A 19092-nucleotide genomic window follows, 5' to 3' on the forward strand; every position below is an offset into this window, starting at 1 on the left:
ATTTTGCCGACGATGGCAAAATGGCCTGATAAGTTTTATTTCACCTCATTCACCAGCTCTTCCCCGCTGGCAAAAGCCTTAACATTTTCCAGCGTTGTATCTGCCAGATTCTTAAGTGCATTTGTTGTAAGGAAGGCCTGGTGACCGGTGATAATAACATTCGGGAAGGTAAGCAGACGGGCCAGGGTATCATCAGTCATAATATCTGTAGACCAGTCGCTGAAGAAGTATTTGCTTTCCTCTTCGTAAACGTCCATGCCGATTCCGCCGATGTGACCGTGCTTGAGGGCGTGAACAAGGGCCTTTGAATCTATAAGAGCACCGCGGCCTGTGTTGATAATCACTGCATCCTGCTTCATCATTTTCATTGTGTCGTGATTTACAATGTGCTTTGTTTCTTCGGTAAGCGGACAATGCAGACTCAAAACATCGCTCTGGCGGAAGATTTCTTCCTTGCTCACGTACTGTGCGCCAGTCTCGCTTGCCCACTTTTCGTTCGGGTACGGATCGTAGGCGATAATCTTCATTCCAAAGCCTTTCAAGATACCTGCCATTATCTGGCCGATTTTTCCGGTACCAAGAATACCTGCTGTAAGGCCGTGAAGGTCGCGGCCCGTAAGTCCTTCTATATTAAAGTTCGCAGTTTTTGTTCTAAGATAAGCCTGCGGAATATGACGGGTAAGCGACATGAGCAGGGCCGCTCCATGTTCCGCAACCGCATACGGGGAATAAGCCGGAACACGCACAACTTTAATTCCAGCTGCTGCGGCCGCCTTCAAATCAACATTATTAAAACCGGCACATCGCAGGGCAATCAGCTTTACGCCTACACGTTTAAGTTCAGCAATAACATCTGCATTCACGACATCATTTACAAAAACACAAACTACATCAAAACCTGCGGCTGTGGTTGCTGTATTTTCATTCAACTTATAGTCACGAAAATCTATTTCGTAATTGAATCCACCATCCACATTTGCCTTTGTGAATGAAGCCTTGTCGTAAGAACGAGTGTCAAAAAAAGCAATTTTCATTTTTGTCTCCCATAAAAAGTCAACGAACAAGTCGACTTTTTAAAATACTTAATTCATGGCAGTTAAAGTTTCTTCTGCAAGAGACATTGGTTTGTATTTTCCAATCATCTTTTGTGCATCAAAATCTTTTTTGTCGCTGAGCATTGCCCAAACGATTTCTGCCATCTTTCTTGCAGCAGCGACAATTGATTTACCACTGCCTTTATTTGTTTTCATATATTCATAACGCTGCATCATTCTCCAGTCTGAAGTATCTTTGCAGCGACGAATTCCCAACACTAACTGCACAAAACAAGTTCTCAGTTCCTGAGGTCCGCGTTTTGTAATCTTTCCATGATGAATGGTCTCATTCGAATCCTGTACCCAGGGAACAAGTCCACAGAAAGCAGCATATTTCTTTGCTGTCGCAAATCTAGAAATGTCTTCTGTGTAGGCCCTGATTGTCCATGCTGTGATTTTTCCACATCCACGGATTGTCAGAAGCCGATTTACCATCTCATCGTCTTTTGTCAGTTCAACCAGCTGTTTTTCAATTATCTTTACGCTTTCTTCAATTCGTTCTTACTCCTTTTTTTCTACCTGATTTTCTTCCGCTTTGACAATATGCATCCCGCTTCTCCCAACTGTCTTAAATTCTATGAGATTATATCAGAGAAATTCTCTGTATAATCCGCTCATCTATCCTGCGAACAAGGCTGTTGGTATAGGCATGGAAATACTTAAGCCAAAAGCCGCTTCCTGCTGGATTGATGCTTTCAAAATCTACGCCGAGTCTGGTATATCCCTCTGTTTTCAGGGTATTGATAACATAATTCAGCAGGTTTTGGTATACACCCTTGCCCCTGTGTTCTGGAATACAATATGCACCTGTGATATGACGATAAATTTCTCCTGATGCAGCTAAGGTTTCACCCTCTTCTGACACTTCCATATAGGCGCATAATTCTCCGCCTGTCTTCGCTGCAAAGTAACGTACATTTTCTCTTCTCGTAAAATCCAAAAACTCTTCCTGTGTATTAGCTTTTCGATTCACAAAAAATGGGGTGGAGCAGTAATGCTCATTAAGTGCCAGATTCAACGGATAAACAGATGCATAATCTTCCTTGGGCAATTCCAAAAACTCATATCCGTTGCATGTGGCGCAATCGATTGCTTCCATCGGACGAATGGCATCTAAGCACCTCATGCCAAATCCATAGCGAAAAAGCTGCTGTTTTGCTTCCTCGTCGTGTTCATACAAACAAATGGCATGTGATACAGCTCCGGCTTTTACCCACTTTTTTGCAGCCGCCTGATACATTGCCGCATAAATCTTGCCGTGGTTTTCCTTAACTGTGCCATTCGCGCCCATTGGGGAAAAAACACCTCTCGCATCAGTGGAACGAAAGGCATTTTCAAATGGTTCCACACTGCAAAGAAAGCCGACCATTTTTTCGCCTTCAAATGCTGCAACACCAAAACCATTTTCAGATAAATATTTCATCATTGGAATGCTTGATATTTCTGGAAGCTCCTGTGTAAAAGCCCTCTCATGATTGTATGCTCCAAGGGCAATTTCTGTCGCTTCCTCTGCATGTTTTGGTTCAAAGTCTCGAATTATCATTTTTTTCCTCATTAGTTAGATGAAGTCATTTTATGACATTTCTCTATGAAAAAAAATCCATTTCAGACAAGATGCATGGATTGAGCGATGAAATGCACAAAAAAATTCTCAAAATAGTTTAGAATCTTTCTTGACTCTCCCCTTAGGGGATAACTTAGACTTCATATTAGTTGGAGGACGAAATCTTATGCTGAAAATCGGTGAGTTTTCAAAGCTGTGTCAGATGACTGTAAAGGCACTCAGATTCTACGAAAAGGAAGGCCTTCTGATTCCTGCTTCCGTTGACGAATGGACGGGATACCGCTTTTACACGACAGACCAGCTGAGGCGGGCGGCAAAAATCAAATCTTACCGCCAGCTTGACTTGTCGATTGAAGAAATCAAGGCAATTTTTAAAGGAAATAATGCGCGCAAAATCCTTGAAGAAAAAGCCCTGCAACTCCAAGTTCAGCAGAAAGAAATTGACGTCCGTCTTTCAATCATCAAACATATTTTGGAGAAAACTACTATGAAGTATCAGGTTACAGTAAAAAATATCCCGGAGCAGATTGTCTACATTGCGGAAAAAAGACTCGCAAAATATTCAGATATGATGCATGTAATTCCTGCAATTGGCGAAGAATTCAAAAAGCTCAATCCAAACCTTAAATGTGCGGAACCGCCTTACGAATTCTGTGAATACCCGGATGGCGAATATCGGGAAAACAACGTTCTTATCCGCCATGTGGAAGCCGTTACCGACTTTGGACAGGAGAGCGAGAATATCAAGTTCAAAAAACTTCCTGCCGTAAAAGTCTTAAGCATTTTCCATAAAGGAGCTTACGACCAAATTGGCGAAGCATACGCTTTCATTATGAAATATGCCGAAGAAAACGGTTATAAAATCGCAGGTTTCAGCCGCGAATGTTACATCGACGGAATCTGGAATAAGGATTCTGTTGACGACTGGCTTACAGAAATTCAGCTTCCGATAGAGTAATGAAAGTTCCCGTCTGTCATAAGGCAGACGGGTTATAGTTTTTTACTTTTTGCCGACTGTATTTCATCTGTACAAATATGCATCTTATCTGAAAAAGGAAGATGCATTCCGTAATCACGCAGATTTTCTTTCCTAGCCTGCGCTGCCGGGCATACACGCAAAAAGAGCGGATTAATATCTGGCGCGGGAAAATCGCCTCTCAAAACTTTCCGGTTGCTCAGGATGCGATTTTAAGATTCAACTGAGCCTTCAACCTGAACGGAAAGCAGCTCTCCTTCATCAACCAGTTCCCCGATAATTTCAGTCCTAAGCTTCTGGTCTGCGAGAAAATGACCGAGTCAGGCACCGCCGTTCTTATTCCATAAAAGACCGATGGCTGCAATCCTGCGTTTTATGTACCACTTATAAAAATCATGTTCGCTTGAAAAAGAATCTCCTGCCGTAAGAATCTCTTTTGGAAAGAGCCTTTCGCTTAAATCATAGATTTTGTGAGTCTTCCGCTTGCAGCTGATTCCAAGTTCGCCATTGTTGTAAAGATAATCAAGCGCTGCACTTGAAAGCTTTTTGTGCCCCCATCTGCCGGGTCTGGCATTTCCGCCGATATTAATTTTGTTTGCAGGAAGAGGACCGTTTTCACGAATGAAGGCCTTTATTTCATCAATCAGGCAGCGCTCTTTGTAAAGCAGATCAGCAAGAATTTCCGGCTTGTAATTTGTAACACGCGACTGCAGCACCAAATCAGGATTTCTTCCGACAACATTCAGAGGGTCAAACTGCACACAGCGCACTTTGTTTAAGTATTCTTTCGCGCCGTCATAGCCCTGTAGTTTTTCATCACCGTTCAGATTCTGATAATTGATGAGAAAGTTTCTTGCATCTTCGTTTGTAATAATTTTCATCGCTTTTAAAACATTATTCCAAATAATAGAGCAGGGCAATATGGGAAGGACTGCATTTCATCGGCAAAACCATGCATCTTGTCGGAAATGTATTCCAATTGTGTGAGTTTTAGCGTATTACAATGATATGAAAAATTGTATTAAGATTGATGAAAACACATGGCGCATTGAGGACGGTTCTGTCAGGTTCTATTTGCTTTGCGGAAGCCAGAAGGCGGCTTTGATTGATACGGGAATGAACTATCCGGAGGCAAAAAATCTTGCGGAAAGCATTACATCCCTTCCGCTCATTCTGATAAATACTCATGCAGATCCTGACCATATTTCGGGGAACGGAGCCTTCAAAGAATTTTATATGAGTCCGAAAGAAGAAAAAAACTATCGCGCGCACAAGGGAACGGGCAAAATCCTCCCGGTTCATGAAGGTGATGTCATCGATCTGGGCGAAAGGGAGCTTATGATTATCGACATGCCGGGTCACACTCCTGGAAGCATCGCAATCCTCGACAAAAAATACCGGGTTTTAATAAGCGGGGATTCAGTCCAGAACAGCCATATTTTTATGTACGGAGAAAGGCGGAATCTGGACCAGTATATCAAAAGTCTCAGGCATCTTGCTCAGTTCGACAGTTTATACGACCAGATTTATCCCATGCACGGTTCCTTCCCGGTACAGAAGGATTTGATTTCAAAGCTGATTGAAGGAGCGCAGGAAATCAAGGATGGGAAAGCCCTTGCCCGCGCAACGAAGGTAAGCATCTTCGGAAACAACGTCACTTTCTACAAATTTGACTACGCCGGATTCCTGTGCAATCCTGAGGATGTCGCATAAAAGCGGAGGAAAATAAAGATGGATAAAGAATGGTCAGAAAAAAATAAAAAAATGCAAACTCTCATTTCTAAGGAATCGACCTTCTCTGAAGGCATAAATCTTCTTCTTGAATTACGCGGCAACTTGTTTGAGCAGATTTCTTCTATTATAAAGACTTTTCCTCCAGTGGCTTTTTATCAGCTGCCTTTTGGAGACGGTGAGTCAAATCATAACGCCACTCTTGCATGGTCGCTCTGGCATCTTTTTCGTATTGAAGATATTGTTTGTCATACGCTGATTTTGCATGACAGTCAGATTTTTGAAGAGGACTGGCAGGAGAAAATAAAGAGCCCGCTTATCACGACAGGAAATGAGCTTTATGGTGAGGTGATGGTTGAGTTTTCAAAAAAGCTCAACGTAAAAGCCCTTTATGACTATTGCAAGGCGGTGATGGATTCCACAAATGAGCTTTTGAAGAGCCTGCGATTTTCAGACTTAAAGCGGAAGTTTTCGTGCGCGGACAAAGAAAGACTTATTGCAGGCAAGTGCGTCAGTGACAGCGATTCTGCTTCCTGGCTGATTGATTTCTGGTGCGGTAAAAATGTAAAAGGCTTGATACAGATGCCATTTTCCCGCCACTGGATTATGCACGTGGAAGCAATGCGGCGAATCAAAAACAAGTTGTGTCAGGAGGCAAAAAAAGGCGTAGACCAGATTGCCTGCTGCGGGCTTTCCTGCAATCACTGTTTTCTTACGGCCTGGTGCGGTTCTTGCAGGACAATTTACAACACCTGTTCGTTCGCGACCTGTTCCCCAGACGGTGTATGCCCCAACACAGCCTGCTGCAAAGAAAAAGGCCTTGACGGCTGCTATGAATGCGACGAGCTTTATGATTGCAAAAAAGGCTTTTACTCATTGGGCAAAGATACAAACGCCATAAGGGCGATGGCTCTTTTCATACAAAAACACGGCAAAAAGGAATTGCTGAAAGTCCTCGAAACTCTCCACAAGAAAAAGGATTTCCAGAAAATTCAGGAAGTCCTTGGCGAGGAAATCGAAGACGGCCTGAGGATTCTTGAAGAGATCAGGTAGGGAGAAAAAGCTTAATGGAAGATTTATCTGAATTCTTAAGGGAAACGGACTGCATTGATTTTTCAAATCCGCTGATTGTGCAGAAAGCGGACGAACTGAAAGCCGCTTCTTCTGATGAGGTGGACTACATCCAAAGGGCATACAGATTTGTGCGCGACGAGATTCCCCACAGCTGGGACGCAAGGCTCACCGTGGTCTCAAAAAAGGCAAGCGACGTGCTCAAAAACGGAACCGGCATCTGCTGGACAAAATCCTGCCTGCTCGCAGCCCTGCTTCGCGCAAATAAAATACCTAGCGGAATAAGCTACCAGTATCTGACACGCGCCGATGACGCAAGCGACGGCTACATAATCCACGCGATGAACACGGTTTACATCAGCCCGCTCAAAAAATGGATTCGCCTTGACGCACGCGGAAACAAGGCCGGGGTAAACGCTCAGTTCAGCCTCGAAAAAGAATTCCTTGCCTTTCCAGCACGGTCAGACTTTGGCGAAAAGGATTACCGCGACAACCACACTGATTTGGACGCGCGGCTTAAAGAAATTCTAAATACGAGCGGCAACATTCTTGAAGTTCGCGCGGAATGGTGAAACGACATTGAATAGGATGAGGTAATAAAAATGGAATGTACCTTTGCAACAGAATCAGACATAAAAGAACTATTTGAACTTCAGCGTGTGGCTTTTGAATCAGAAGCCGAGCTGGTTGGAACCCACGATATTCCGCCTTTGCTCGAAACCCTTTCAGATGCGGAAGGTGACTTTCCAAACTGGAAAGTTCTTAAAATCACAGATGGCAATAAAATCATCGCGTCCGTTCGCTGCAAAAAAACTTTGGAATGTGTTGAGATCGGAAGGCTTATGGTCTTGCAGTCATACCGTAAGCGTGGGCTGGGAACTAAACTTCTTCTTGAAGTAGAAAAATTGTTTTCTAACGAAGTTTACGAGCTTTTTACCTGCACAAAAAGTCTTCCGAACATTCAGCTTTATCAAAAGGCTGGCTACAGAATCTTCAAAGAAGAACAGGGCAAGTCAGGTCTTTCCTTTGTTTATATGAGGAAAAATGTAAAAAAGAGATCCGATAATGGAATAAAAGTATTGGGTACGGAAGAAATATATAATGGGGTGTGTTATGGTAAGAGAAGCTGAATTTTCGGATATAAACAGAATTGTGAAAGTCGTGATGAATTACAGGGCATTTTATGAAGTTGAAAATCAAACTGAAAAAGAAGTTCATGATTTTATAGAAATGCGGATGACGAATAATCAGTCAAAAATTTTCATCTACGAGAATCGGAATAAAAAAATTGCCGGCTTTATTCAATTGTATCCGTCTTATTCAACTGTCTCGTTAAAAGCTCAGTGGATTCTGAATGATTTCTTCGTTGATGAGAATTACAGAAATCTGGGAATTGGACAAGAGCTTATGGCCTTTGTTAAAAATTATTTTGCTGATAAGGCTAAAGGCTTTATTCTAGTTACGGAAAAAAGCAACAGTAGGGCAAAAGCCTTTTACGAAAAAAATAGCTGGAAAACAGGTGAGTATGATTTTTATACTTATTTTTACGAATAGAGGGTAATAAAATGAAAGGTGACAATTCAGAATCATCATTTTGCATACGAAAACTTACTAAAACAGAGATTCCAGAAGCACATTCTCTTGCTTGGAAGGTTTTTTGCGAATACGAATCGCCGGATTATTCTGCCGAAGGAACCGAGTCATTCCGAAAAAGCCTTAACGACCCTGTATATTTAAGCGGCCTTGACTATTACGGAACTTTTGATGGAAGCAAACTTGTCGCACTCTGCACCATAAGGGTAGAAAAACGCCACATCTGCTTTATGTTTGTGGACGGAAGCTATCACAGGCGGGGGCTAGGAAGCCGCTTGATTCGCCATGTACTGAACGAATACAAGGGCGAGTCGGTCACGCTCAATTCTTCTCCGTATGGATTGCCTTTTTACAAGGCTGTTGGCTTTGTGGCAACGGATGAAGAAAAAACAATCGACGGAATCCGCTTTACGCCTATGAAGTATATTCCTCAATCAAAGGAGTAACCTATGCCATTAGTAAAGATCAGCGTTCGTGACAGTTGGACAAGCGAGAGAATCAAAGAATTGAACAAGGTCGTGCACGAAGGTCTTGTTAGCGCGCTCAAAATCGAGGACAGGGATTTCTTTCATCGGGTTTACAAGTTTTCCAAAGAAGATTTTGTCTTTCCTGATTTTAAGAGCGAAAATTTCATGATAATCGAGCTTCATCTTTTCCCCGGCCGTACGGACGAGCAGAAAGAAGCCGTTTACCGCGAAATTTGCCAAAATGTCGGAAAACTCGGCGTTGCTCCTGCGGATATTTTCATTCAGATTATTGAGCAGCCTGACATAAACTGGGGAATCGGCGGCAAGGCCAGGAAATAAGGAGATAAATTCTATGGAATACAGATTTGTGACAGAAAAGGACACGGCTCTTATCCTTCAGTTTATAAAAGAACTTGCATCGTATGAAAAAATGCTTTCCGAAGTTGTGGCTGACGAGGCGACTTTGAAGGAATGGATTTTTGAAAAGCAGAAGGCCGAAGTGATTTTTGCGCTTGAAGATGGAAAAGAAGTGGGCTTTGCCTTGTTCTTTCATAATTTCTCTACGTTTTTGGGGCGTGCCGGCATTTATCTTGAAGATTTGTACGTAAAACCGGAATACCGCGGAAAGGGATACGGAAAGGCTTTGATTCAGACGCTTGCAAAAATTGCCGTTGAGCGAGGATGTGGCCGCCTTGAATGGTGGTGCCTGGACTGGAACAAGCCAAGCATTGATTTTTATCTTTCGCTCGGAGCAGAGCCAATGAAGGACTGGACAGTGTACCGCATCGCAGGCGATACTCTAAAAACTCTTGGCAGCGAGAAATAAAAATGAACTGTCGAATGAAAAGATGTTCCGGCAACGATAGTGATTTTATAGAAAATTGCTACCTTTTGGATTTGGATTTAGACAGGCGGCTTGGAAGGGTTGTCGAGCGTAAGCAATATCACCAATACAATCTGCTTGATGATATAAAAGAAGCTGTTGTCGTTTATTCGGGCGATGAAGTTGCGGGGGCGGGAGCTTTGCGAGAATATACTTACGATGATATAGAAAATGCCGTAGAACTCAAAAGAATCTTTGTGCGAGAAAAATTTCAGGGGCATGGAATCGGAACAAGGCTCGTTCAGGAGTTGATTAACTGGGCAAAGGAGCTTGGTTTTAAGAATATAATCCTTGAGACCGGCGAATTGCTGCAAGAATCCTGCCATGTGTATAAAAAGCTCGGATTTGAAATCATAAAGAATTACGGGCCTTATGTTTCCATGGACGACTCGCTTTGCATGAAAAAAAATTTTAATTGGGACTGATAAGGCGGATGTTTTTACTATGATAAGAGAAGCAGAACTTACTTATATCAAAAAACGTGTACACGAATTGTATTGGAATGAAGATTTGAATTGTGCGAGAGCCTTACTTGCCGCGGAATTGAATTTTCGTATGAGTTTATTTTGAATAGAATGAGGTAAAAATGATTTCACTTCAATTTTTAATTACGGCATTGATTGTCACGCTGATTCCAGGAACCGGCGTTGTATACACGATGAGCACGGTTTACATCAGCCCGCTCAAAAAATGGATTCGCCTTGACGCACGCGGAAACAAGGCCGGGGTAAACGCTCAGTTCAGCCTCGAAAAAGAATTCCTTGCCTTTCCCGCACGGTCAGACTTCGGTGAAAAGGATTACCGCGACAATCACAGCAATCTGGATTCCTGTAAAAAAATCCGAAGAATTGGAGGATTAAAAATGCAAATAGTAAAATGTTCCACAAAAGATATTACGCTTTTGGCGGGTATGAACAAATGTCTTATTGAAGACGAACAAAGCTCAAACACGATGAATCTTAAGGAACTTGAAAAGAGAATGTCAGTCTTTCTTTCAGGCGAATATGATGCGTATTTCTTTGCAGATGATACCCTCGAAGCATCAGATAAAATAGTCGGTTATGCGCTTGTAAGGAATACAGCGTCTCCGTTATATTTAAGGCAGTTCTATATAAAAAAGGAATACCGCCGGAAACATTTGGGCAGTGAAGCTTTTAAGCTTTTGTTGGATTACTTAAAAGCGGACACAATCGACATCGATGTTCTGCCTTGGAATAAAAGTGGCATGGCCTTTTGGAAAAGTATGGGTTTTGCTGAAATCTGTGTTTCCATGCGGTATGGAGAGAAAACAAAAATGAAAAAACTGGGCTGTCGGGGGAGCGCATGAATAATCTTGTAAAAGCGACCGCCGCTGATTTTGAAAAAGTAAGGTCAGCCTATATCGAAATAATCAGGCGAACTCCGGGCATGAAGGAATATGTCCGCTGGGAATACGGAAAGCATCCGAGCGATGAAATGATTCAAAAATACATCGACAGCGGGAACATGTATCTGTTTATGGAAGGTGAAAATCTTGCCGGTGTAACTGCAATCACATTCTCTCAGGACAAAGAATATTATCCTGTAAAATGGCAGTTTGAGGTAAATGATGACGAGGTGATGGTGCTTCACATTCTTGGAATCATGCCGGATTTTCAGGGAAAAGGAATCGGAAAGAAAATGATTCATGCCGCTCTTGAACTTGGACGGTCAAATAAAATGAAAGTCTGCCGATTTGATGCGCTTTATTCAAATCTTCCTGCTCAGAAACTCTATGAAGGACTTGGATTTGTTTATTGCGGAAAGCAGCGTTTGTTTGCTGACAACACCGGCTGGACTGATTTTTATTTGTATGAATTAGGATTGTAACTGGCATGAATCTTGAAAAAGATGTTTCAGAAAACAAGCCTGTGGAAGTTAATCCTGAGGATACAACCCGCGCGATGGCATACAAACTTTGGATGAAAGCTCCCAACCCGATGGTGACTTTTTTCAAGACTTTGGATGTAACGAACCTTGTTAAAATCAGCCGCAAAAAGCATTTGAAATTCAACATGCTGCTTGACTGGTGCATTGGAAAAGCAGCAAGTTCCATAAAGGAATTTTACACGCTTCCTGTGGGCGACAGGCTGCTTCAGTACAAAAATCTTGCGGTCAATACGATTGTAAAAAACAAGGACGGCGAAGTAAATTCCTGCGACCTGCTTTTTTCGGATAATCTCAAAGTCTTCAACCGCTACTATTTAAAGCACACGGCAAACTTGGCAGAAAAATGTACGGACAGGGATTTGTCAGACAGCTGCATGGTGATTGGAACTTCGGCGATTATCGACACCGAAATTGACGGAGCTGTCGGAATGAACTCTGGAATCTTCAACAACCCTTTCATCATCTGGGGAAAATACAAAAAGCTCTGGTTCCGTTATAAGCTTTCGCTTTCCTTCCAGTTCCACCACACGCAGATGGACGGAGCCCACGCAGGAAAATTCCTTGCGAACTTGCAGAATGAAATTGAAAAATTAAAGGTATGAAAATGGATTGGAGCGTGCCTTATGATACCGATATTGATTAATTTATGCCTTGCAGGACTCAAGTTTTTTGCTGGAAGCATCTGCGGATTGACATCCGTAATGACAGACGCCACCAATAATCTCATGGATGCCGTTACTTCTGCAATCACTGAACTTGGTGCGAAGTTCTCCGCTATACCGGGAGGAAGAAAGCATAAGAACGGCCATGGCAGAATCGAATGGCTGGTGGCTATTGCCGTGTCCTGCTCAATCGTAGTGGTGGGATGGGAGCTGTTAATGCAGTCTGTGGAAGGAATAAGAAATCCTTCCGAAGCTTCATTCAGTATAGTGGCTCTGATAATACTTGTGATTTCCGTAGCCACAAAAATCTTCCTCTATTTTTTCAATATATCAAAATCGAAAGAACACAATTCACAAGTCTATAAGGCTGCGGCACTTGATTGTATTTCTGATGCTGTATCCACGTCAGTAGTTCTCTTTTCTTTCATCATGCAGACAATTACAGGACTTCATTTGGACGGATACTGTGGACTTCTTGTGTCACTGTTCATTATTTATAACGGATTCAAGTCTTTTGCAGATACATCGAAACGCATAATGGGAGAGGAGCCAGATGAAGATGCCATAAACAGACTGAAGAAGTATATCCTGTCATATAACGAGGGCGTGATAGAAAAATGCGTTGACGTTCAGATTATGGATTACGGATATGAGCGATTCGGAGCTTTGGTTAATGTTGTTCCGAAGCAGGGCAGAACGGATGAAGAGGTACTTGATGATATAACGGGTTTAAGAAGCGGCATTTTCCGTGAATTCGGATATATTGCCACGATTCAGCCGATGGTTCCTGTTGATCGGCAGACTGAAAGCAACATGCGCAGAGAGCTTGAGCAATACCTTAACAGGCTTCCTTATTCAGTGAAAATGGCTGAAGAAACTACATTCAATCGTTCCGGTAGCAGGATACAGATAATTCTTTATGCAGAGGTTCCCTTTGAAGAGGGCAAATTTGAAAAAGAGATTGTTTCTGAAATAGAAAAGTTTGTGGAAGGGAAAGCGGTCGAACTCGTAGTGAAGCTGGGAATAGTCAGCCATTTGCATAAAGACCGACATTTACCACCGCATCGACAACGACACGCTCTACATGGAACTTGACATCTGCATCCCGATTGTGTGAACAAGGCGTTGCGGGGGTACCCCGCAGAAAGGGTAGCACGCAACGAAGTGCGGGCGCAGGGGGAGCGACGCTCCGCTAACGAGTTTTGCATTCGATTGATATCGAAAGTTTGCAAAACTCGCTTCCCCCTCCTTGTTTTATTTCCTCAAATACTCCGCTGTTATCGTTTTGCCACTATCAAGCATCTGCGCTGGCGTGCCGGTAAAGACAATTTCACCGCCTGCTTTTCCTCCGTCCGGGCCTACGTCGATTATGTAGTCTGACATTTTCATTACGTCGGTGTTGTGCTCGATTACGATTACGGTGTTTCCGCGTACTACGAAGTTTTCCAGGAGCTCCATTATCGGCTTGATGTCGCTTGCGTGAAGTCCTGTGGTCGGTTCGTCAAGAATGAAGATGCTTCCCTTTTTATGAAGGTCTTTTGCAAGCTTTACCCGCTGTCGTTCGCCGCCGCTCAAAGTTGAAAGTGGCTGACCGAGCGAAAGATATGGGAGACCTGTTTCCATTAAAGCAAGCAGGTGTTCGATGATTTTTTTGATGGATTTGTTTTCGCGGTCTTTTTCCAGGGCGGATTCAAAAAATTCCAGAGCATCTTCCACGCTCATATCAAGAATCTGCACGATGTTTTTTCCCTTGTAGAGTTTGTCCAGCGATTTTTTGCTGTAGCGTTTTCCCTCACATTCCTCACAGACTGTTACAACCGGATCCATAAAGACAAGCTCGGTTACGATTACGCCGCGTCCCTTGCAGGCAGGGCACTTGCCTTTTCCGTTGAAAGAAAAGCACGAAGCCGCCCCGACTTTAGGCAGGCCGATTCTGCTGAAAAGCAGGCGGAGGGCAGAATACATGTCGGTGATTGTTCCGACTGTTGAGCGCATGTTTCCGCCAAGCCGAGCCTGATCTATTACAACGCTTGCCGTAAGGTTATCTATAAAATCCGCGTGAGGCTTTTCGTGCTTTGGAAGCCGCGTGCGCACATATGCCGGATAAGTTTCGTTCATCTGTCGCTGGCTTTCCGCTGCAATCGTGTCAAAGACGATGCTTGATTTTCCGCTGCCTGAAACTCCTGTAAATACAACAATCTTGTTTTTCGGAATTTCAAGACTGATGTTCTTGAGGTTGTTCTGTCTTAATCCCTTGATAATTATTTTGTCATTCATGCCGTGATTGTGGCAGATGCCGGCAGAAAAGACTTCTGAATTCGTGCCATTTATAAATTCGCCAAAATCATCGGAATATAAGCAGAATCTATTATGCTAAAGGCAAAGCACTCTTTACCTAAATCTTTGAAAATACTGTCGAAATCCATTATCCACTTACTCTTTTACAAAAGAACCGATTTCAATAAGATTGCCTTCCGGGTCTGCAATGTAGCAGGTGCGCTGGCCCCAGGGTTCTGTTGTTGGCGGCATTACGGCACCGGCTCCTTTGGAAGTTACTTCTGCAAAAGTCTTGTCTACGGCGGCATAGTTTTCAACGCTCAGTGCCGTTTCAAAATGTCCGTGAATTTTGTCAGCATAATTAAAGCGGGAATTCGTCATCTTTTCAAAATCGTTTCTGCCGTAAAAAAGAAAGAGGGTTCCGTCTTTTTCGAGAAAAACGTTTGATGTATTTTCATCTTCTTTTATTTCAAATCCAAGTACATCACGATAAAAACGAATCATCTGAGCCATATCTTTTACAAAAATTCCAAATCCATCAAGTTTCATCTTAAACCTCCAATAATGTTGCTTTAGAAAAGCATAACGCCGCTTTGCTTTTTTGTATTGTAAAAATCCGACAGGGCTGCATTTACTGCATAAGAAAAACTCATGCCGTGAAATTTCTTGAAATCATTAAGAAGGTGCGGCTGGTCAAAATATCCATATTTAAAAACTGCATCCTGAATATCAAAATTTTCTGAACGGCATACATCCTGCCACAAGCTTTGATAACGGACAAGCGAAGAAAACTTTTTAGGAGAAAGCGAAACGGTGTTTTTAAAAAGCCTTTCCAGCTGCCGCTCGCCTGCATGAATGTCTTTTAATAACGACGAAAGCGGAAGTGAACCCCGCGTGCGGATCATCTGAACTACGGCATCAAGTACAAGTGAATCCTGTTTTGTAATTTTTCTTGAAGGCATATTGAGTAAATCAAGCAAAACTTCTTCGCTTATGTTTTTGAATTCTGAAAGAGTCATGTCCTCATGAATTTTTCTGCAAAGCATTTTTTTGGCTGTCGCAAAATGTTCTTCCAGATCAAAAAATCTGTTTGCAGTTTCTGCCAGCGGTTCGTCGCAAAAATTGAAAGCCTGCCACGCGTAAAATCTGATTCCAAAAAGCCTCCTGTGAACAATGTCAGAGTTTTTTGAGCGAAACATTTTGTCTGTAGTACCGCAAAATCCCATGCCAGAAATTTCCCGCTCGTCTGAATTGCTTTCATTTTCATCTACGGAAATGATTATATCTGCGCACGCGTCTGGAATAATCACAGAGGAAAAATCATTTACATTTGAACCGTCATTCCATGTTGTCCAGAAGCAGCGTACAAACGGAGCAAGATTTTTGCACGGCAAAAGTTCGCTGTAACCTGAATGAGAAAACGGCGTTGCGGTTATTGGTAAAAACATTCTTTTATTATAAAGGACTTTCAAGAATTTATCAGCGCAAAAATTACCTTGCCGTTTGAGGAAAGATGTCGGAAGACGAGCTTTGCGGAATCGGCGCCCTTAAACTGATTGCATTTCATCGGCCGAATTCTGCATCTTGTCGGAAAAATATTGTTTATAGCCTTTTTTATCTATATTGTAATTTAAAAAATTACGGGATTCCCGATTGATTATTTTTTTGAAATCGTGAGGTAAAACTATGAGCATGCAATTTGTAAAAGCAAGCGCTTTAGACGCTTTGACACTAACTGAAATATCTAAGAAAGCTTTTGACAGTGACGTTCAGGTAGGAGCGCCTTCTGCGGGCGGGCCTCCAGACTATATGTCACTTCCTTTTCATACCCAGATGGCAAGAGAAAATCATTTGTATAAGTTAACAGATGATGGGCTGATTGTTGGCGGGGCGGTGCTGTTTTTGGATAAAGACAAGCTATACGTCGGAAGGATTTTTGTAAGCCCGGAGTTCCATCGCAAAGGCTATGGAAGCTGCATTATGCGGGAAATTGAAGCGGCCTTTTCAGATGTAAAGGAAATTGCGTTGGATACGCCCATTTGGAATGTAAGGACAAATGCTTTTTATCTTAAGCTTGGGTATGTGGAAGTAAAACGGGATAACGAATTCATTTATTATTCTAAGAATCGCGGGTGAAATCGTAAGTTGTGGAGAATGTGTTTAAAATCAGCTTATGCTTGAAAATCAGATTATAAACAAGGCAATTGATTATATTTTCTCTCATGCGGGCGAAGAGCTGTCTGTTGAAAAGATTTCGGATTTTTGCGGATACTCAAAGTTTTACCTGGAGCGGCTTTTTAAGGCGGAGACTGGAGAAAGCATCTATGGCTTTATAAAACGCTGCAAGGTTGAACTGAGCGCTTTCAGGCTTAAGGTGGAAAAAGACAGGAGCATCACGGAAATTGGCGGCGATTACGGATATTCGCCTTCAAATTACGCGGTGCTCTTCCGAAATCATTTTAACAAAACACCTGCTCAGTTCAGAAAAGACATCGATGAAACTTCTTTTTACCATCCCTTTTTTCATATAAAAGATAACGAGATTGAAACTTATGAAGAATGTTGCAAGAAGATACGCATTGAAACCCTGCCGGACTATTTTGTGCTTTACGAACGCCACAAGGGAAACTACAAAACGCTGGAAGATGACTGGTGCAATTTTATGAAGCGCTATGAAGGTTTTTACACCGAAAAAAGTCTTTTTATTGAATGCACAAAAAATGATCCTTCAATCACAAATCCGGACGATTGCATTTATGACATCTGCATGACGGTAGACCCGGAAGACCCACGGCTAAAAAATGCGGTTCAGAAAACTGCCGCAGCCGGAATTACAAGCCGGGCAGGAATACCGACAGTGCCAAACACCATGACAATCAATGGCGGAAAGTTTGCGATTTACCGCTACGAAGGCTACCCCCAGCAGATTTACAGCGCCTACCAGAGTTTTTTCTGCAACTGGCTTGCAGAAACCGGCAACCACGTAGACAGCCGCATGGGCTTTGACATCTACCGCCGCATCGACAAGGACACGTTCTACATGGAACTTGACATCTGCATCCCGATTGTGTGAGGAAAAGACATCTGAAGTCGTGCCATTTAATTCACGCTCCGCATCATTGCAAAAAAGTGCTCCTGCTTTCCTGTTGAAAAATATGCGTACCAGGCTTCGAGAGTTTCCGGCTTAAAAACATCGAGTTTTTCTATAATCAGTTTTGCCCACAAGAGGGAGCCTGTCGCGCTGCCGGTTATCAGGTTTCCGTCTTTTACAGCAGGCTGATTGACATAAAACTTCTGACCTTTATAATCCGGGCAGAACATTTCAAGAAAGCCCTTTCCGTTGCTCGTGTGAGGACGGTCATTTAAAAGGCCGGCGTTTGCCAGAGCAACTGTAGCTCCGCAGATTGCGCATACAGTTCCGCCTCTTGAAAGCAAGTCTGATGCCTTCTGAATTATCTGAGCATTTTCTGCTTCACTCCATGTATTTGCACCCGGTAGAATGAGGACTGTTTTTTCGCTCACTTTGATTTCATCAATCGTGCAGTCGGGAATGAGCGTGAGTCCGCCCATTGTTTTTACAGGCTCTTTTGAACGGGCGACGGTTTTAACGATAAGTTCCGGTGCATTGTTTTTGAAAAAGCGTCTTGAATTGAGTTCCGCCGAAACAGGCCCGATTTCCCAGTCAGCAAGAGTGGCAAGTAAATAAATGTAAACTGTTATCATGATTTCCTCCAAATAATATCCGCGTCTGCGGTAATCTTGCTGCTATTTTACTTCCTCAAAGTTGACAGCATTATGTCAACAATTTAAAATTATTCAGAAAAAAATGAAAATCGACAGGCTTGTAAGCATAATCATGATTCTTCTCGAAAAAAAGCGGATAAGCGCGCAGAAACTTGCTGACATGTTTGAAGTTTCAAGGCGGACGATTTACCGCGACCTTGAGGCAATCAGCATGGCAGGGATTCCGGTTTCTGCAACTCCGGGCCCCAGCGGCGGAATTGAGATTATGAGTCAGTACAAGATTGATAAAAAAGTTTTTTCCAGGGATGACCTTTCTGCCCTTTTGCTTGGATTGAACAGCCTGCCGAAAACGCTCCGCAGCAGTGAAGTTGAACACACACTTGCAAAATTAAAGAGCCTCGTTCCTGAAGATCAGGCCGAAGATATTGAAATAAGAACCAGTCATGTTTTAATTGATTTAAGTCCCTGGTTTGGTGAAAGAAACGTAAATCACAATCTGGAAATCATAAAGGCGGCTCTTGAGGAAAGCAGGCTGATTTCATTCACATATATCGACGGCCACAGCACAAAATCAGAAAGAAAAGCGGAAGTTTACCAGCTTGTCCTAAAAGGCCGTGACTGGTATGTTCAGACTTTTTGCCTCACCAAAAATGATTTCCGCCTCTTCAGGCTTTCCCGTATGGCAGAGCTCACTCTTCTTGATGAAAAATTCCTTCCGCGAAAATACCAGAAGCCTGTCCTGGATTTTGAAGAGACCGCCAAAAAATTGCAGACCTTCATAAAACTCCGGGTTCATAAATCAATCCTCGACCGCCTGCTTGAATTCTGTGACTTTGACTGCATAAAAGCTGACGGCGCAGAATACTATCTTGCCGAATATCCTTTCATTGAGCGTGATTATTACTACGACATGCTTTTGAGTTTCGGTGACAAATGTGAATGCATGGAACCGCCGCATGTCCGTGAAGAGCTAAAAAAGAGAATCGAAAGACTCGGCCGCGTATACGGAATCAGAAAATCGCGAACCTGCTGAAGTTCGCAATCCCAAGCACAATCGGAATGGTGCTTTCAACTTTTATTACTCTGACCGACGGAACTTTTGACGCTGGGAATTACGGTGTA

The 19092-nt window shown here is 42.8% G+C and carries 25 protein-coding genes; 17 read left to right on the top strand and 8 right to left on the bottom strand.

Going from position 1 to position 19092, the window contains the following annotated elements; translation table 11 throughout:
* Nucleotides 1-35: 35 nt before the first annotated feature.
* The 3 genes from HNP76_RS10120 to HNP76_RS10130 all read right to left on the bottom strand — a co-directional run bounded on the left by HNP76_RS10120 (nucleotide 36) and on the right by HNP76_RS10130 (nucleotide 2637).
* Nucleotides 36-1034 (bottom strand): 2-hydroxyacid dehydrogenase, encoded by a 999-nt coding sequence (locus HNP76_RS10120; RefSeq protein ID WP_184660115.1) that lies wholly within the window; start codon nucleotides 1032-1034, stop codon nucleotides 36-38.
* 48 nt (nucleotides 1035-1082) lie between these two features.
* Complete coding sequence (locus HNP76_RS10125) at nucleotides 1083-1529, bottom strand: transposase (protein ID WP_184660117.1); 447 nt, start codon at nucleotides 1527-1529, stop codon at nucleotides 1083-1085.
* Nucleotides 1530-1677: 148 nt separating this feature from the next.
* Nucleotides 1678-2637 carry a GNAT family N-acetyltransferase gene (locus tag HNP76_RS10130; protein WP_184660119.1) on the bottom strand — a complete coding sequence of 320 codons (960 nt, stop codon included), beginning with the start codon at nucleotides 2635-2637 and terminating at the stop codon, nucleotides 1678-1680.
* A gap of 187 nt (nucleotides 2638-2824) precedes the next feature.
* On the opposite strand from HNP76_RS10130, the gene HNP76_RS10135 reads away from it, so the two are divergent.
* Nucleotides 2825-3616 carry a MerR family transcriptional regulator gene (locus HNP76_RS10135; RefSeq protein ID WP_184660121.1) on the top strand — a complete coding sequence of 264 codons (792 nt, stop codon included), beginning with the start codon at nucleotides 2825-2827 and terminating at the stop codon, nucleotides 3614-3616.
* Nucleotides 3617-3954: 338 nt separating this feature from the next.
* On the opposite strand, the gene HNP76_RS10140 is transcribed toward HNP76_RS10135, so the two are convergent.
* A complete protein-coding gene (locus HNP76_RS10140; protein ID WP_184660123.1) occupies nucleotides 3955-4515 on the bottom strand; it encodes a DNA glycosylase AlkZ-like family protein in 561 nt (186 codons plus the stop codon).
* A 127-nt stretch (nucleotides 4516-4642) separates the two neighbouring features.
* Between HNP76_RS10140 and HNP76_RS10145 the strand changes: the two genes are divergently transcribed.
* The 13 genes from HNP76_RS10145 (at nucleotide 4643) to HNP76_RS10205 (ending at nucleotide 13044) form a co-directional block, all read left to right on the top strand.
* Nucleotides 4643-5347: an MBL fold metallo-hydrolase gene (locus HNP76_RS10145; protein ID WP_184660126.1), complete on the top strand. Its 705-nt coding sequence runs from the start codon at nucleotides 4643-4645 to the stop codon at nucleotides 5345-5347.
* 51 nt (nucleotides 5348-5398) lie between these two features.
* The gene (locus tag HNP76_RS10150) at nucleotides 5399-6418 is read left to right on the top strand and encodes a DUF3795 domain-containing protein (RefSeq protein ID WP_246462732.1); all 1020 of its coding nucleotides are present in this window, start codon (nucleotides 5399-5401) and stop codon (nucleotides 6416-6418) included.
* A 14-nt stretch (nucleotides 6419-6432) separates the two neighbouring features.
* Nucleotides 6433-7008 carry a transglutaminase-like domain-containing protein gene (locus HNP76_RS10155; protein ID WP_184660130.1) on the top strand — a complete coding sequence of 192 codons (576 nt, stop codon included), beginning with the start codon at nucleotides 6433-6435 and terminating at the stop codon, nucleotides 7006-7008.
* 30 nt (nucleotides 7009-7038) lie between these two features.
* Entirely contained in the window at nucleotides 7039-7566 is a 528-nt protein-coding gene (locus tag HNP76_RS10160; protein WP_184660132.1) for a GNAT family N-acetyltransferase, read from the top strand.
* A complete protein-coding gene (locus HNP76_RS10165) occupies nucleotides 7550-7990 on the top strand; it encodes a GNAT family N-acetyltransferase (protein ID WP_184660134.1) in 441 nt (146 codons plus the stop codon). The genes HNP76_RS10160 and HNP76_RS10165 overlap by 17 nt, the downstream gene beginning before the upstream one ends.
* Nucleotides 7991-8001: 11 nt before the next feature.
* On the top strand, nucleotides 8002-8475 hold the full coding sequence (locus HNP76_RS10170) for a GNAT family N-acetyltransferase (protein WP_184660136.1): 474 nt from the start codon (nucleotides 8002-8004) through the stop codon (nucleotides 8473-8475).
* A 3-nt stretch (nucleotides 8476-8478) separates the two neighbouring features.
* Complete coding sequence (locus HNP76_RS10175) at nucleotides 8479-8835, top strand: tautomerase family protein (RefSeq protein ID WP_184660137.1); 357 nt, start codon at nucleotides 8479-8481, stop codon at nucleotides 8833-8835.
* 13 nt (nucleotides 8836-8848) lie between these two features.
* Complete coding sequence (locus HNP76_RS10180) at nucleotides 8849-9322, top strand: GNAT family N-acetyltransferase (RefSeq protein WP_184660139.1); 474 nt, start codon at nucleotides 8849-8851, stop codon at nucleotides 9320-9322.
* 2 nt (nucleotides 9323-9324) lie between these two features.
* Nucleotides 9325-9804 carry a GNAT family N-acetyltransferase gene (locus HNP76_RS10185; RefSeq protein WP_184660141.1) on the top strand — a complete coding sequence of 160 codons (480 nt, stop codon included), beginning with the start codon at nucleotides 9325-9327 and terminating at the stop codon, nucleotides 9802-9804.
* A gap of 161 nt (nucleotides 9805-9965) precedes the next feature.
* On the top strand, nucleotides 9966-10706 hold the full coding sequence (locus tag HNP76_RS10190) for a GNAT family N-acetyltransferase (protein WP_184660143.1): 741 nt from the start codon (nucleotides 9966-9968) through the stop codon (nucleotides 10704-10706).
* The gene (locus HNP76_RS10195) at nucleotides 10703-11227 is read left to right on the top strand and encodes a GNAT family N-acetyltransferase (RefSeq protein ID WP_184660145.1); all 525 of its coding nucleotides are present in this window, start codon (nucleotides 10703-10705) and stop codon (nucleotides 11225-11227) included. The genes HNP76_RS10190 and HNP76_RS10195 overlap by 4 nt, the downstream gene beginning before the upstream one ends.
* Nucleotides 11228-11232: 5 nt before the next feature.
* On the top strand, nucleotides 11233-11889 hold the full coding sequence (locus HNP76_RS10200) for a CatA-like O-acetyltransferase, family 2 (RefSeq protein ID WP_184660147.1): 657 nt from the start codon (nucleotides 11233-11235) through the stop codon (nucleotides 11887-11889).
* Between the two features lie 21 nt (nucleotides 11890-11910).
* Entirely contained in the window at nucleotides 11911-13044 is a 1134-nt protein-coding gene (locus HNP76_RS10205) for a cation diffusion facilitator family transporter (protein WP_184660149.1), read from the top strand.
* 159 nt (nucleotides 13045-13203) lie between these two features.
* Here HNP76_RS10205 and HNP76_RS10210 read toward each other — a convergent pair whose 3' ends face one another.
* The 3 genes from HNP76_RS10210 to HNP76_RS10220 all read right to left on the bottom strand — a co-directional run bounded on the left by HNP76_RS10210 (nucleotide 13204) and on the right by HNP76_RS10220 (nucleotide 15674).
* Nucleotides 13204-14226 carry an ATP-binding cassette domain-containing protein gene (locus HNP76_RS10210; protein ID WP_184660151.1) on the bottom strand — a complete coding sequence of 341 codons (1023 nt, stop codon included), beginning with the start codon at nucleotides 14224-14226 and terminating at the stop codon, nucleotides 13204-13206.
* 156 nt (nucleotides 14227-14382) lie between these two features.
* Nucleotides 14383-14775 (bottom strand): VOC family protein, encoded by a 393-nt coding sequence (locus HNP76_RS10215; RefSeq protein WP_184660153.1) that lies wholly within the window; start codon nucleotides 14773-14775, stop codon nucleotides 14383-14385.
* 23 nt (nucleotides 14776-14798) lie between these two features.
* Nucleotides 14799-15674 carry a helix-turn-helix domain-containing protein gene (locus HNP76_RS10220; RefSeq protein WP_184660155.1) on the bottom strand — a complete coding sequence of 292 codons (876 nt, stop codon included), beginning with the start codon at nucleotides 15672-15674 and terminating at the stop codon, nucleotides 14799-14801.
* Between the two features lie 244 nt (nucleotides 15675-15918).
* Here HNP76_RS10220 and HNP76_RS10225 point away from each other — a divergent pair, with 244 nt between their 5' ends.
* Both HNP76_RS10225 and HNP76_RS10230 read left to right on the top strand, forming a co-directional pair.
* Entirely contained in the window at nucleotides 15919-16362 is a 444-nt protein-coding gene (locus HNP76_RS10225; protein WP_206173278.1) for a GNAT family N-acetyltransferase, read from the top strand.
* A 37-nt stretch (nucleotides 16363-16399) separates the two neighbouring features.
* Entirely contained in the window at nucleotides 16400-17299 is a 900-nt protein-coding gene (locus HNP76_RS10230; RefSeq protein ID WP_184660159.1) for an AraC family transcriptional regulator, read from the top strand.
* 26 nt (nucleotides 17300-17325) lie between these two features.
* Here the strand turns inward: HNP76_RS10230 and HNP76_RS10235 are convergent, their stop codons facing one another.
* Nucleotides 17326-17949: a type 1 glutamine amidotransferase family protein gene (locus tag HNP76_RS10235; protein ID WP_184660161.1), complete on the bottom strand. Its 624-nt coding sequence runs from the start codon at nucleotides 17947-17949 to the stop codon at nucleotides 17326-17328.
* A 103-nt stretch (nucleotides 17950-18052) separates the two neighbouring features.
* On the opposite strand from HNP76_RS10235, the gene HNP76_RS10240 reads away from it, so the two are divergent.
* A complete protein-coding gene (locus HNP76_RS10240) occupies nucleotides 18053-19003 on the top strand; it encodes a helix-turn-helix transcriptional regulator (protein ID WP_184660163.1) in 951 nt (316 codons plus the stop codon).
* Nucleotides 19004-19092 lie beyond the last annotated feature (89 nt).

The sequence above is a fragment of the Treponema ruminis genome, assembly GCF_014201975.1.
GTDB classification, from domain to species: Bacteria; Spirochaetota; Spirochaetia; order Treponematales; family Treponemataceae; genus Treponema_D; species Treponema_D ruminis.